The following is a 13,255-nucleotide window of genomic DNA, read 5'->3' as shown; positions in this document are numbered from 1 at the left end:
TGCCCACGGGCCACGGGGTCCCGGGGCGGGTGGGAGGGCGCGCTCGCGCCCCGCCACCAGGGTAGTCACTGGGATCGCGGCCGCAATGGGACGCAGCGACGAGTCCGGGCGGGCTCAGTGGTCGTTCGCGCCGGTTCCCCTGATCTCCGCGAGCGTGCGCAGGGCGCGGGCGTCGCCGATCGCCTGGGCGCGGGCCACGCCGGGCTGGATGCCGAGGGCGGGCAGGCTGGTGCCGTCGCTCAGGTCGAGGAACACCCAGGGGTCGCCCGGGCGGAGGTTGACGCGCAGGATCTGCGCCCACTCCAGCCGGCGGGTGGTGGTCAGGTTGACCACGGTGACCCCGGCCTCGTCGGCGACCACCTTGGGGCGGCTGAGCAGGACGAGGACGGAGGCCATCAGGGCGGCGGTGAAGACGAAGCTGACCCGCTCGCCGGGGCTGAGGTTCTCCAGCATCAGGGCGATCGCCGTGATGGTGGCGAACATGGCGAGCCCGACGCTCAGCAGCACCGCCCGGGTGCGGGTCGGCCGGAAGGTGACCGGCAGGGCGGGCGGGGCGGGCTGTGCGTCGGGCTGGCTCATGGTGCTGGTGATGCCTTCTTGAGGTGGCGTACGGGGCCGGTGACTGCGTACGGGGTCAGAGACGGCAGGCGTGGATCGAGGTGGTGAGGATCGCGCGCGCGCCGAGCTCGTACAGGTCGTCCATGATCCGCTGGGCTTCCTTGGCGGGGACCATCGCGCGGACGGCGACCCAGCCCTCGTTGTGCAGCGGGGAGATCGTCGGCGATTCCAGGCCCGGGGTGAGGGCGACCGCGCGCTCCAGGTGCTCGGCGCGGCAGTCGTAGTCCATCATCACGTAGCTGCGGGCGACCAGGACGCCCTGGAGGCGGCGCAGGAACTGCTGGGCCTGCGCGTTCTCGGCGCCGGCGCCGTTGCCGCGGATGACCACGGCCTCGGAGGTCAGGATCGGCTCGCCGATGACCTCCAGGCCGGCGTTGCGCAGGCTGGTGCCGGTCTCGACGACGTCGGCGATGATCTGCGCGACGCCGAGCTCGATGGCGGTCTCGACGGCGCCGTCGAGGTGGACGACGGCGGCGTCGATGCCGAGGTCGGCGAGGTGCTTGCCGACGATCCCCTCGTACGAGGTCGCGATCGTCATGCCGCCGAAGTCCTCGGGGCCCTTCGCGGTGCCGGGCTTGGTGGCGTAGCGGAAGGTGGACCGGCCGAAGTTCAGCGGCAGGATCTCCTCGGCGTTGGCCCCGGAGTCCAGCAGCAGGTCACGGCCGGTGATGCCGATGTCGAGCTTGCCCGAGGCGACGTAGATCGCGATGTCCTTCGGGCGGAGGTAGAAGAACTCGACCTCGTTGTCGGGGTCGACCGTGACGAGTTCCTTGGACTCCTTGCGCTGGCGGTAGCCGGCCTCATGGAGCATCGCCGACGCCGGTCCGGAGAGTGAACCCTTGTTCGGGACGGCGATGCGCAGCATGGTGCTTCCTTCGGTGCGTAGAGGCGTAAGGGTGTGCGGGCGGGGGCGCCCGTGGGGAGGAGCTCCGGCCTAGAGGTGCGCGTAGACGTCGTCGAGGGTGATCCCGCGCGCCACCATCATCACCTGGACGTGGTAGAGCAGCTGGGAGATCTCCTCGGCGGCGGCTTCCTTGCCCTCGTACTCGGCGGCCATCCAGACCTCGGCGGCCTCCTCGACGACCTTCTTGCCGATGGCATGGACGCCCTTGTGGACGAGCTCGGCGGTGCGGGAGGTGCTGGGGTCGCCGTTGGCGGCCTTGAGCTGGAGCTCGGTGAAGAGGTCTTCGAAGCTCTTGGAGGGTTTGTTCGCCATGATGGTCCTCAGAATACGGGGTTTCCCTACGCCACTCAGCGCCAGGGTTCGCTGACGGTCCGCAGGGTCATGGCGGTGGAGACGGCGGCGGTGACCGCTTCGTGCCCCTTGTCCTCGTTCGACCCTTCGAGTCCGGCGCGGTCCAGCGCCTGCTCGTCGGTGTCGCAGGTGAGGACGCCGAAGCCGACGGGGACTCCGGTGTCGATCGAGACCTGCACCAGGCCTTGGGTGACGCCCTGGCACACGTACTCGAAGTGCGGGGTGCCGCCGCGGATGACCACTCCGAGGGCGACGATGGCATCGTAACCGCGACCGGCGAGTACCTTCGCCACGACCGGGAGCTCGAAGCTGCCGGGGACCCGGAGCACGGTGGGCTCGTCGATGCCCAGCTCGTGCAGGGCGCGCAGGGCGCCGTCGACCAGTCCGTCCATGACCTTCTCGTGCCACTGGGCCGCGATCACGGCCACCCGGAGGTCTCCGCAGTTCTTCACGCTCAGTTCGGGTGCGCCCTTGCCGCTCACAGCTCTGCTCCTCGGTGCTTCGTGGTGGGTGTACGGGTGTACGGGTGTATGTCGTGGTTATTGGTTGCCGCAGGCGGAGGTGGTCACGGGACCCTCCAGCCAGGGCAGGTCGTGGCCCATGCGGTCGCGCTTGGTGCGCAGGTACCGCAGGTTGTGTTCGCCGGCCTCCACGGGCATGGGCTCGCGGCCGGCCACGATGATGCCGTGGCGGACGAGGGCGGCGGACTTCTCGGGGTTGTTGGTCATCAGCCGGACGCTGTGGACGCCGAGGTCGGCGAGGATCTGGGCGCCGGCCCCGTAGTCGCGGGCGTCGGCGGGCAGGCCGAGTTCCAGGTTGGCGTCCAGGGTGTCGCGGCCGCGTTCCTGGAGCTCGTAGGCGCGCAGCTTGGACAGCAGGCCGATGCCGCGGCCCTCGTGGCCGCGCAGGTAGACGACCACGCCGCGGCCTTCGGCCTGGATGCGGGCCATGGAGGCGTGGAGCTGGGGGCCGCAGTCGCAGCGCTGGGACTGGAAGATGTCTCCGGTCAGGCACTCGGAGTGCATCCGGACGAGGACGTCCTCGCCGTCGCCGACCTCGCCGTGGACGAGGGCGACGTGCTCGACGCCGTCGACGGTGGAGCGGAAGCCGTACGCCGTGAACTCGCCGAAGGCGGTCGGGAGGCTGACCTCGGCCTCGCGGCGGACGGTGGGCTCGGCGGAGCGGCGGTAGGCGATCAGGTCCTCGATGGAGATGATCGTCAGGCCGTGCTTGCGGGCGAAGGGGATCAGCTCGGGCAGGCGCAGCATGACGCCGTCCTCGCCGGCGATCTCCACGATGGCTCCGGCGGGGCGCAGGCCGGCCAGGCGGGCGAGGTCGACGGCGGCCTCGGTGTGGCCGTTGCGGACGAGTACGCCGCCTTCCTTGGCGCGCAGCGGGAAGACGTGCCCGGGGCGGACGAAGTCGCCCGCCTCGGAGGCCCCGCCGGCCAGCAGGCGCAGGGTGGTGGCGCGGTCGGCGGCGGAGATGCCGGTGGTGACCCCGTGGGCGGCGCTCGCGTCGACGGAGACGGTGAAGGCGGTCTGCATCGACTCGGTGTTGCGCTGGACCATCTGCGGGAGCTCGAGGCGCTCCAGCTCGGGGCCCTCCATGGGGGCGCAGATCAGGCCGCGGCACTCGCTCATCATGAACGCGATGATCTCGGGGGTGGCCTTCTCGGCCGCGATGACGAGGTCGCCCTCGTTCTCCCGGTCCTCGTCGTCGACGACGACGACGGGGCGGCCGGCCGCGATGTCGCGGATGGCCTGCTCGACGGGGTCGAGCCGGAAGATCTCCTGGAAGCCGGATCCGGGAACGTCCGGCACGGGCGTGAGGGGGGTCATGCCGTTGCTCCTTCGAGGGCCGGGGCGGGGGTGGTGCGCGAGCGCTGGTACCAGTCGTAGGCGCCCCACAGGACGAGGGCGAAGTAGACGACGTAGACGAGGCCGGAGAAGGCCAGGCCGCTGTTGAAGGCGAGGGGGACGCCGACGAGGTCGACGAGGAGCCAGGCGAACCAGAACTCGACGAGGCCCCGGGCCTGGGCCACCATCGCCACGATCGTGCCGACGAAGATGTAGGCGTCGGCCCACGGGCTCCACGACAGGTTCGGGAAGAGGGTGAACAGCCCGCCGACGGCGAGGGTGCCGGCCGCCGCTCCGGCGAGGAGCAGGCCGCGCTCCTTCCAGCTGGCCGTGCGTACGGCGATGGAGCCGTCCTGGGCCTTCTGCCGGCCGAGCTGCCAGGCGCGCCAGCCCCAGACCGCGACGGAGATGACGAGGAGCTGCTTGCCGACGCCGCCCGCGAGGTGGGCGGAGGCGTAGGCGGCGACGAGGATCAGGCCGGAGACGAGCTGGGCGGGCCAGGTCCATATGGAGCGGCGCCAGCCGAGGGCGAGGGCGGCCAGGCCCATCAGGTTGCCGATCATGTCGGACCAGATGACCTTCTGGCCGAAGACCGCGAAGGCCTCGGTGTTCAGCCAGGTCAGGGCGCTCACTGTGCGGCTCCTTCGGAGTTCAGCGGGTTGACGCCGGCGGTCAGCAGGCGCTCGACGTACTTGGCGAGGACGTCCACCTCCAGGTTGACCGGGTCGCCGCTCTGCTTGATGCCGAGCGTGGTCAGGGCCAGGGTGGTGGGGATCAGGCTCACGGAGAACCAGTCGGCGGCGGCCTCGACCACGGTGAGGCTGACGCCGTCAACAGTGATAGAGCCCTTCTCTACGACGTACCTTGACAGGTTCTCCGGGAGGGCGATCCTGACGATCTCCCAGTGCTCGGAGGGGGTCCGGGAGAGGATCTCGCCGGTGCCGTCCACGTGTCCCTGGACCAGGTGGCCGCCGAGGCGTCCGCCGAGGGCCATGGGGCGTTCCAGGTTGACCCGGGAGCCCGCGGTCAGGGCGCCGAGGCTGGAGCGGTTGAGCGTCTCCTGCATGACGTCGGCGGTGAACTCGCCGTCGGCGGTCTCCACGACGGTCAGGCAGACGCCGTTGACGGCGATCGAGTCGCCGTGCTTGGCGTCTTCGGTCACGACGGGGCCGCGCAGGCGGAAGCGGGAGGCTTCGGCGAGCTGCTCGACGGCGGTGACCTCGCCCAGTTCTTCGACGATTCCGGTGAACACTCACGTCTCCTTGGGGGATGTGTGGACGGTGGGAACTGCGGTGATGCGGAGATCGGGGCCGACGCGGACGGCCTCGGTGATGTCGAGGCGCAGCGCGTCGGAGATGTTCTCGACCCCGGCGTCGGCGAGGGCGGCGGGGCCCGCGCCGAGGAGTGCCGGGGCGAGGTAGCCGACGACCCGGTCCACGGCCCCGGCTTCGAGGAAGGCTCCGGCCAGGGTGGGCCCGCCTTCCAGGAACAGGGCGCGGACGCCGCGGGCGTAGAGGCGTTCCAGCAGCTCGGGGATGCCGACGCGGCCGTCGTGCAGGGGCATGCGCAGCAGCTCGACGCCGGGCAGGTGGCGGGTGTCGGCGTCCTCGCCGACGACGAGCAGGGTGGGCGCGGCGTCGTCGAGGATCCGGGCGGTGGGCTGGGTCCCGGCGCGCGCGTCGAGGGCGATCCGCAGGGGCTGGGTGGCCCCGTCCACGCCGCGGACGGCGAGGTGCGGGTCGTCGGCGCGCAGGGTTCCGCCGCCGACGAGGACGGCGTCGCTCTCGGCGCGCAGGCGGTGGACGTCGGCGCGGGACTCGGCGGAGGTGATCCAGCGGCTGCTGCCGTCGGCGGCGGCGCTGCGGCCGTCGAGGGTGGCGGCGTACTTCCAGGTGACGTGGGGGCGGCCGAGGCGTACGGAGGTGAGCCAGGCGGCGTTGCCCGCGGCGGCCTCGGCTTCGAGGAGCCCGGAGCCGACGGTGACCCCGGCGGCCCGCAGGGTGGCGCCGCCGCCGCTGGCCTGCGGGTTCGGGTCGGAGACGGCGTAGACGACCCGGCTGATCCCGGCGGCGGTGAGGGCCTGGGCACAGGGGCCCGTACGGCCGGTGTGGTTGCAGGGTTCGAGGGTGACGTAGGCGGTGCCTCCGCGGGCGGCGTCGCCTGCCGCGGCGAGGGCGTGGACCTCGGCGTGGGGGCCGCCGGCGCGCTGGTGCCAGCCCTCGCCGACGACGGTGCCCGCCGGGTCGGTGATCACGCAGCCGACGACGGGGTTGGGGCTGGTCGAGCCGAGTCCGCGGGCGGCGAGCTCGACGGCCCGGCGCATGGCGATGGCGTCCGTGTCGGGTGCTGCGTGCGCGGCGTGTGTCGCCACCGGGTCCTCCTGCCTCATCGGGCACGGACTCCGGGGCCTGTCGGGATACGACAGATGAAGCGGGTGAGCACACGCGGGGACGCCGGGGCCGGGAACCCGGTCCTTCCGAGACGTGTCCCTTGGGGGATACGCGGATGGACCGCCGACGGCGGCGTACCGGTGACTGGCCCGCCGCGCACTGCCTCCCATCCGGACTTTAACCGTCGGTCCAGGAATTTCACCTGGTCAACCGGCCGCTGGATGCGGACGGGTCGCGGACTATACCGCCGGTTCGGAATTACACCGACCCCGGAGTGCGCTGCTACTGGTACTACGGCCAGTGTGCCACGGGCGTTCGGCGGCCATGCGGGTGAAGCGCTGTGGCCTGGGTCACAAAGCAGCCGTTCTCGAGCGTTCCTATCGCGCCACCCGCGCGCGGCCCGCACCGCGCCCGCACTCCGGCCCGAGCGTTGGTCCAGACCTATTGACGGGTTGGTCTAGTCCTCTTAACGTTCCCTTCATCTTCCCCGGGAGCCGGCCCTGCCGACGTGCGCACGTCACGGGCCAATCAGCGCCACGTTCCTGCCTGTTGCCTGCACACCGTGTCCTGCCATCCTCCCCTCCCCAGGAGGCACCATGCCGTCCCCCACACGCACGAGAGCGATGCTCCTGGCATCCGGCGTCACCATCGCCGGACTGCTGGTCGGCGGGCTCTCCGCGGGCGTCTCGCACGCCGCCGACAACGAGAGCTGTCGCCCCGACGGCCTGTACAAGACGGCCGGAGTGGACGTCCCGTACTGCTCCGTCTACGACTCCGAAGGCCGCGAGAAGATGGGCGCGGACCACCAGCGCCGCGTCATCGGCTACTTCACGGGCTGGCGCACCGGCAAGGACGGCAGCCCCGCCTACCTCGCCAACAACATCCCGTGGTCCAAGGTCACCCACCTGAACTACGCCTTCGCGCACGTCGGCTCCGACAACAAGATCTCGGTCGGCTCGGACAACGTGAACAACGCCGCCACCGGGATGACCTGGCCGGGCGTGGCGGGCGCGGAGATGGACCCGGCCCTCCCGTACAAGGGCCACTTCAACCTGCTGAACAAATTCAAGAAGCAGTACCCGGACGTCAAGACGCTCATCTCGGTGGGCGGCTGGGCGGAGACCGGCGGCTACTTCGGGGACGACGGCAACCGCGTCGCCTCGGGCGGCTTCTACTCGATGGCCACCAACGCCGACGGCTCCGTGAACCAGGCGGGCATCGACACCTTCGCGGACTCCTCCGTCGAGTTCATCCGCAAGTACGGGTTCAACGGCGTCGACATCGACTACGAGTACCCGACCACCATGAAGGACGCGGGCAACCCGCTGGACTGGCAGCTCTCCAACGCCCGCCGCGCGGGCCTGGTGCAGGGCTACGCCGCCTTGATGAAGTCCCTGCGCGAGAAGCTCGACCGGGCCGGCGCCGCCGACGGCAAGCACTACATGCTGACCGTCGCCGCGCCCTCCTCCGGCTACCTGCTGCGCGGCATGGAGACGTTCCAGATGCAGAAGTACCTGGACTACGTCAACATCATGTCCTACGACCTGCACGGCGCCTGGAACGAGTACGTCGGCCCCAACGCCTCGCTCTTCGACGACGGCAAGGACGCCGAGCTGGCCGCCGCCAACGTCTACGGCAGCTCCCAGTACGGCAACATCGGGTACCTCAACACCGACTGGGCCTACCACTACTTCCGCGGCTCCATGCCGGCCGGCCGCATCAACATCGGCCTGCCCTACTACACCCGCGGCTTCAAGAACGTCCAGGGCGGCACCGACGGCCTGTGGGGCAAGGCTGCCGCGACCACCTGCCCGGCCGGCGCGGGCCTGACCAAGTGCGGTGACGGCGCCGTCGGCATCGACAACCTGTGGCACGACAAGGACGCCAACGGCGTCGAGTCGCCCGCCGGCTCGAACCCGATGTGGCACGCCAAGAACCTGGAGAAGGGGATCGTCGGCGACTACGTCACCAAGTACGGCTTCCCCGCGAACACCACCCTGACCGGCACCTACGTCCGCAAGTACGACGCGAACCTGGTCGCGCCGTGGCTGTGGAACGCGCAGAAGAAGGTCTTCCTCTCCACCGAGGACGAGCAGTCGGTGGCGGCCAAGGCCGACTACGTGGCCAGCCGCGGCATCGGCGGCACCATGGTCTGGGAGATGGCCGGCGACTACTCCTGGAACGCCGCCAAGGGCCAGTACGAGATGGGCGACACGCTCACCACGCTGATGTACGACAAGTTCAAGGCGGCCACCCCGTACGGCGCGAAGAAGTCCAACGCGACGCTGCCGACGAAGGCCGTGGACATCAAGACGGAGTTCGGCGAGTTCAAGCTGGGCGACTCCAACTACCCGATCACCCCGAAGCTCAAGATCACCAACAACACGAAGACCACGCTGCCCGGCGGCACCGAGTTCCAGTTCGACTACGGCACCTCGGCCCCGCCCAACGCCTCGGACCAGTCCGGCTTCGGCACCAAGGTGATCAGCAGCGACCACACCGGCAGCAACGTCGGCGGTCTGAAGGGCGACTTCCACCGGGTCTCCCTGAAGCTCCCGGCCTGGCAGACGCTGGCCCCGGGCGCCTCGGTCGACCTGGCCTTCAACTACTACCTGCCGGTCTCCACGCCCTCCAACTGGACGGTGAACATCTCCGGCACCGCCTACGCCCTCGCCGGCGACCTGGCGCGCGGCACCACGCCGGTCGAGCCGGGCGCCACCCAGCCCCCGACGACCCCGCCGACCACTCCCCCCACCACGCCGCCCACCACTCCCCCGACGACGCCGCCGACCACGCCTCCGGGCGGGACCTGCACCGGACCGGCGTACGTGGCGGGCACGGTCTACAACACCGGGAACGTGGTCTCGCACAAGGGCCACACCTGGAAGGCCCAGTGGTGGACGCAGAACGAGGAGCCCGGCACCACCGGTGACTGGGGCGTCTGGAAGGACCAGGGCGCCTGCTGACCGGCGGCGGGTGAACTGACACGAGGACCCGGTGGCCCGGCGGCCACCGGGTCCTCGCGCGCGGCAGGGCGTACGCGGTGGGCGCGGATCAGGCGGAGCCGCCGAACAGCTGGGCCTGGGCGGCTTCGCGGGCGGCCAGGCGGGCCCCCTCCAGGACGGCCGGGCTGCCCAGGGTGGTGGCCCGGACCTCGGTGGGGACCGGGGTCAGCGTGCTCAGCCGGCGGGCCACCCGGGCCGCCAGGGCGGGACCGCCGGCGTGGCCCAGTTCGCCCGCGAGGACCACGCAGCCCGGGTCCAGGACCGCAGCGACCGCCGCCGCGCCCAGGGCCAGGCGCTCGGCCAGGGCGTCGAGGAACGCCTCGTCGGCGGCCCCGGCGACGGCCTCCTCCACCGGGCCCGTGAAGCCGTGCCCGCGCGCCAGCTCCGTCACGGCGTCCCGGCCGGCCAGGGCGTGGAACCCGCCCCCGCAGTCGGTGGCGGAGGGCAGCCCGCCGGTCCCGGGCACGGGGAGGAAGCCGATCTCGCCCGCCCCGCCGGAGGCGCCCCGGCGCAGCCGCCCCTCCAGGACGACGGCCGCGCCGACCCCGGCGCCGAGCCACAGCAGCACGAAGGAGTCCAGGTCGCGGGCCGCGCCGAGGCGCTGTTCCGCGAGGGCGGCCAGATTGGTCTCGTTCTCGACGACCACCACGGCGCTCAGGCTCCGCTGGAGCGCCGCGACGAGGTCCCGGTGCCAGGACGGCAGGCCGGTGGTGTCGCGCAGTTCGCCGGTGGCGGGGGCGACCAGGCCGGGGGCGCCGACGACGACGGTGTGCAGTGCGCCGGCTCCGGCCCCGCGGGCGGCGCGCAGCAGGGCCGCGACGGCCTCGTCGGGGGCTCCGGCGGGCAGGGCGGCCTCGGCCAGGGGCCGGCCGAGGAGGTCGGTGACGACGGCGGTGACGCTGTCCGTGCGTACGTCGAGGGCCGCGAGGTGGGCCCGCCGGGCGACGATCCCGTAGAGCTTGGCGTTGGGACCGCGGCGCTGTTCGCCGGACTCGCCGACGACCTCGATCAGCCCGGCTCCGGTGAGCCGGTCCACGAGGTCGGCGACCGAGGGGCGGGAGAGTCCCGTCCCGGCCTTGAGCTGAGTGGCCGTCAGCGGTCCGTCCTCCTGGAGGAGTCGCAGGGCCAGGCGGTCGTTGAGGGCGCGCGCCGTGCTCGGTGAGGCGGGGGACGGTACGGGGGTGAGGGCTGGGGTCACGGCGCCCATCCTAGGCAGTCGAATCCCTTAACCATCAGGAAGGGTCCCTGATAGTTTACGTGTCATGACCGGGGAAACCGACCTCAGCCCGGCGCGCCTGCGCCACGCCCGTTTCGCGATCGCCGCCGTCTTCTGCGCCCACGGCGCCGTCACCGGCTCCTTCGCCACCCGCATCCCCTGGATCCAGGACCACGCCCAGCTCAGCGCGGGCACCCTGGGCCTGGCCCTCGCCTTCCCCGCCCTCGGCGCGGCGCTCGCGATGCCGCTGGCCGGCCGGATCAACCACCGCTTCGGCGCCCGTACGGCCCTGCGCGGGCTGCTCGCGCTGTGGACCCTGTCCCTGGTGCTGCCCAGCCTGGCCCCCGGGCTCGTGACCCTGTGCTGCGCGCTCTTCGTCTACGGGGCCACCTCCGGCATGTCGGACGTGGCGATGAACGCGCTCGGGGTGGAGACCGAGAACCGGCTCGGGCGCTCGATCATGTCCTCGCTGCACGGCATGTGGAGCGTGGGCGCCCTGCTGGGCTCGGCCGCCGGCGCGCTCGCCGCGCACGCGGGGATCGGCGCCCGCCCGCACCACCTGGTCGCCGCGCTCGTCCTGACCGCCGCCGGGCTGGCCGCCGTCCAGGGGGTGCTGGACCTGAGGAGCAACCAGGAGGCCCAGGCGCCCCCGCACTTCGGACTGCCGCCAAGGTCGGCCCTGCTGATCGGCGCCGTCGGCTTCTGCGCGGTCTTCGCCGAAGGGGCGAGCCTGGACTGGTCGGCGGTGTACCTGCGGGACGTACTGCACACGGACGCGGGCCTCGCGGCCGCCTGCACCACCGCCTTCGCGCTGACGATGGCCGTGGCGCGGCTGGCGGGGGACCGGGTCGTGGACCGGTTCGGCGCGGTGCGCACCGTCCGGGCGGGCGGGGTCCTGGCGACGGCGGGCGGGCTGCTGGTGGTCGCGGTACGGGAGCCGGCCGCGGCCATGGCGGGCTTCGGGCTGATCGGGCTGGGCATCGCGGTGGTGGTGCCGCTGGCCTTCGCGGCGGCGGCGCGCAGCGGTCCGGCCCCGGCGCAGGCCATCGCGGGAGTGGCTACGATCACCTACACCTCGGGCCTGATCGCCCCCTCGGCGATCGGCGCGGTGGCGGACGCGAGCTCGCTGGTGGTGTCGTTCGGGCTGGTCACGCTGCTGTCCTTCGCCCTGGTCGCGGGGGCGGCCGTACTGCGGCCGAAGCGGGCGGCGGGCGGGGCCAGGTCGTCTCTTCCGGATCTTGCCGGTTGAGCCCGCGTCGTCCGGTGCCGTGCATCGGCGCCTTGGCGGGGCGCCCGTGTACTGGACGTACTCGGGTGCCCCGCCAAGGCGGCGAGGTGCGGTGCCGGGCGGCGCGGGCCAGGCAAGATCCGGAAGAGACGACCTGGTCCCGCCAACCAGGACGAACCTGCCTCTATCCGGCCGTAATATGACCGCTGGCCCCGACGGCGGGAACGCGGTGCGTGGCCAGGATGCGTGACGGGCTGTTCGAACGGAAGTGGTGGAACATGGGCTTCGGCGTGCGCTGGACCCTGCACGGAGACGGGCGGACCCCCGCTCCCGGCGCGGTGGTGCGGCCGGAGGAGCGGCTTTCGTGGCCGCGGACCGCCGGACTCGGCGCCCAGCACGTCGTCGCGATGTTCGGCGCGAGTTTCGTGGCCCCGGTGCTCATGGGCCTGGACCCGAACCTGGCGATCATGATGTCGGGCATCGCGACCGTGATCTTCCTGCTCGCCACCCGCGGCCGGGTCCCCTCCTACCTGGGCTGCTCGCTCTCCTTCGTGGGCGTGGCGGCGGCGATCCGGGCCGGCGGCGGGGACAGCGCGGTCGTGACGGGCGCCGTCTTCGTCGTGGGCGCGGCGCTGTTCCTGGCGGGCCTGGCCGTCCAGCGGTTCGGCGCGCGGATCATCCACGCGGCGATGCCGCCGGTGGTGACCGGCGCCGTCGTGATGCTGATCGGCTTCAACCTGGCACCGGTGACGGCGTCCACGTACTGGCCCCAGGACCAGTGGACGGCGCTGCTGACGATGCTGTTCACCGGGCTCGCCGTGGTGTGCCTGCGCGGGTTCTGGTCACGGATCGCGATCTTCCTGGGCCTGGTGTTCGGGTACGGGATCTCCTGGATCTTCGACCTGCTCTTCGGGAAGATCCACTCGACGGTGGGCGGCCCCGAGGCCGTCGACCACTGGCGGCTCGACCTCTCCGGCGTCGGCAAGGCCGACTGGGTCGGGCTGCCGTCCTTCCACGCGCCCGCCTTCGAGTGGTCGGCGATCCTGATCGCGCTGCCCGTGGTGATCGCGCTGATCGCGGAGAACGCCGGGCACATCAAGGCCGTCGGCGAGATGACCGGCGACCCCCTCGACGACAAGCTCGGCACCGCCATCGCCGCCGACGGCGCCGCGTCGATGCTGTCCACGGCGGTGGGCGGCCCGCCGAACACCACGTACTCGGAGAACATCGGCGTCATGGCCGCCACCCGGGTCTACTCCACGGCCGCGTACTGGGCGGCCGCCGGCTTCGCCCTGCTCTTCGGCCTGTGCCCGAAGTTCGGCGCGGTCGTCGCCGCGATCCCCGGCGGGGTACTGGGCGGCATCACCGTCATCCTCTACGGCATGATCGGCCTGCTCGGCGCCCAGATCTGGCTGAACGGCCGGGTGGACCTGCGCAACCCGCTGAACCTGGTACCGGCCGCCGCGGGCATCATCATCGGCATCGGCGGGGTCAAGATCCAGTTCACCGACAGCTTCGAGCTGGGCGGCATCGCGCTGGGCACCATCGTCGTGATCACCGGCTACCACGCGCTGCGCTACTTCGCCCCGCCCCACCTGAAGCAGCAGGAACCGCTGCTCGACTCCGGCACCTCGGCCTACGACACCGGCGAGGACAAGCGGGGTTGACGGGGCTTCACCCGAAC

12 protein-coding genes and 1 riboswitch are annotated in these 13,255 nt (G+C 72.0%); of the genes, 3 read left to right on the top strand and 9 right to left on the bottom strand.

Annotated elements, in window-relative coordinates; genetic code table 11:
- Window positions 1-114: 114 nt before the first annotated feature.
- The 8 genes from OOK31_RS29385 to ribD all read right to left on the bottom strand — a co-directional run bounded on the left by OOK31_RS29385 (window position 115) and on the right by ribD (window position 6,055).
- Complete coding sequence (locus tag OOK31_RS29385) at window positions 115-579, bottom strand: PH domain-containing protein (protein ID WP_267090384.1); 465 nt, start codon at window positions 577-579, stop codon at window positions 115-117.
- A gap of 55 nt (window positions 580-634) precedes the next feature.
- A complete protein-coding gene (gene hisG, locus OOK31_RS29380) occupies window positions 635-1,483 on the bottom strand; it encodes an ATP phosphoribosyltransferase (protein WP_267090383.1) in 849 nt (282 codons plus the stop codon).
- A gap of 69 nt (window positions 1,484-1,552) precedes the next feature.
- A complete protein-coding gene (locus tag OOK31_RS29375) occupies window positions 1,553-1,834 on the bottom strand; it encodes a phosphoribosyl-ATP diphosphatase (RefSeq protein ID WP_267090382.1) in 282 nt (93 codons plus the stop codon).
- A 35-nt stretch (window positions 1,835-1,869) separates the two neighbouring features.
- Window positions 1,870-2,355, bottom strand: coding sequence for a 6,7-dimethyl-8-ribityllumazine synthase (gene ribH, locus OOK31_RS29370; RefSeq protein WP_267090381.1), 486 nt, complete (start codon window positions 2,353-2,355; stop codon window positions 1,870-1,872).
- A 57-nt stretch (window positions 2,356-2,412) separates the two neighbouring features.
- On the bottom strand, window positions 2,413-3,714 hold the full coding sequence (locus tag OOK31_RS29365; RefSeq protein WP_267090380.1) for a bifunctional 3,4-dihydroxy-2-butanone-4-phosphate synthase/GTP cyclohydrolase II: 1,302 nt from the start codon (window positions 3,712-3,714) through the stop codon (window positions 2,413-2,415).
- Entirely contained in the window at window positions 3,711-4,364 is a 654-nt protein-coding gene (locus tag OOK31_RS29360) for a nicotinamide mononucleotide transporter family protein (RefSeq protein ID WP_267090379.1), read from the bottom strand. Before OOK31_RS29360 ends, OOK31_RS29365 begins: the two co-directional genes overlap by 4 nt.
- Window positions 4,361-4,984: a riboflavin synthase gene (locus tag OOK31_RS29355; RefSeq protein WP_267090378.1), complete on the bottom strand. Its 624-nt coding sequence runs from the start codon at window positions 4,982-4,984 to the stop codon at window positions 4,361-4,363. The genes OOK31_RS29360 and OOK31_RS29355 overlap by 4 nt, the downstream gene beginning before the upstream one ends.
- Window positions 4,985-6,055 (bottom strand): bifunctional diaminohydroxyphosphoribosylaminopyrimidine deaminase/5-amino-6-(5-phosphoribosylamino)uracil reductase RibD, encoded by a 1,071-nt coding sequence (ribD, locus tag OOK31_RS29350; RefSeq protein WP_267090460.1) that lies wholly within the window; start codon window positions 6,053-6,055, stop codon window positions 4,985-4,987.
- A gap of 219 nt (window positions 6,056-6,274) precedes the next feature.
- Window positions 6,275-6,404: riboswitch (FMN riboswitch) on the bottom strand.
- 314 nt (window positions 6,405-6,718) lie between these two features.
- On the opposite strand from ribD, the gene OOK31_RS29345 reads away from it, so the two are divergent.
- Complete coding sequence (locus OOK31_RS29345; RefSeq protein ID WP_267090377.1) at window positions 6,719-9,088, top strand: chitinase C-terminal domain-containing protein; 2,370 nt, start codon at window positions 6,719-6,721, stop codon at window positions 9,086-9,088.
- Between the two features lie 88 nt (window positions 9,089-9,176).
- On the opposite strand, the gene OOK31_RS29340 is transcribed toward OOK31_RS29345, so the two are convergent.
- On the bottom strand, window positions 9,177-10,334 hold the full coding sequence (locus OOK31_RS29340) for an ROK family transcriptional regulator (protein ID WP_267090376.1): 1,158 nt from the start codon (window positions 10,332-10,334) through the stop codon (window positions 9,177-9,179).
- A gap of 55 nt (window positions 10,335-10,389) precedes the next feature.
- On the opposite strand from OOK31_RS29340, the gene OOK31_RS29335 reads away from it, so the two are divergent.
- A complete protein-coding gene (locus OOK31_RS29335) occupies window positions 10,390-11,592 on the top strand; it encodes an MFS transporter (RefSeq protein ID WP_267090375.1) in 1,203 nt (400 codons plus the stop codon).
- Window positions 11,593-11,849: 257 nt separating this feature from the next.
- Window positions 11,850-13,238, top strand: a complete 1,389-nt coding sequence (locus OOK31_RS29330) for a uracil-xanthine permease family protein (protein ID WP_267090459.1) — start codon at window positions 11,850-11,852, stop codon at window positions 13,236-13,238.
- Window positions 13,239-13,255 lie beyond the last annotated feature (17 nt).

It is taken from the genome of Streptomyces sp. NBC_00249, from assembly GCF_026342355.1.
In the GTDB taxonomy this organism is placed as follows: Bacteria; Actinomycetota; Actinomycetes; order Streptomycetales; family Streptomycetaceae; genus Streptomyces.
Note: the sequence above shows the minus strand (reverse complement) of the source record. Positions and strands in the feature narration are given on the sequence as shown.

Coding starts and splice junctions, on each gene's coding strand:
- OOK31_RS29385 (WP_267090384.1), bottom strand. CDS start 579: ATGAGCCAGCCCGACGCACAGCCCGCCCCGCCCGCCCTGCCGGTCACC.
- hisG (WP_267090383.1), bottom strand. CDS start 1,483: ATGCTGCGCATCGCCGTCCCGAACAAGGGTTCACTCTCCGGACCGGCG.
- OOK31_RS29375 (WP_267090382.1), bottom strand. CDS start 1,834: ATGGCGAACAAACCCTCCAAGAGCTTCGAAGACCTCTTCACCGAGCTC.
- OOK31_RS29365 (WP_267090380.1), bottom strand. CDS start 3,714: ATGACCCCCCTCACGCCCGTGCCGGACGTTCCCGGATCCGGCTTCCAG.
- ribD (WP_267090460.1), bottom strand. CDS start 6,055: ATGCGCCGGGCCGTCGAGCTCGCCGCCCGCGGACTCGGCTCGACCAGC.
- OOK31_RS29345 (WP_267090377.1), top strand. CDS start 6,719: ATGCCGTCCCCCACACGCACGAGAGCGATGCTCCTGGCATCCGGCGTC.
- OOK31_RS29340 (WP_267090376.1), bottom strand. CDS start 10,334: ATGGGCGCCGTGACCCCAGCCCTCACCCCCGTACCGTCCCCCGCCTCA.
- OOK31_RS29335 (WP_267090375.1), top strand. CDS start 10,390: ATGACCGGGGAAACCGACCTCAGCCCGGCGCGCCTGCGCCACGCCCGT.
- OOK31_RS29330 (WP_267090459.1), top strand. CDS start 11,850: ATGGGCTTCGGCGTGCGCTGGACCCTGCACGGAGACGGGCGGACCCCC.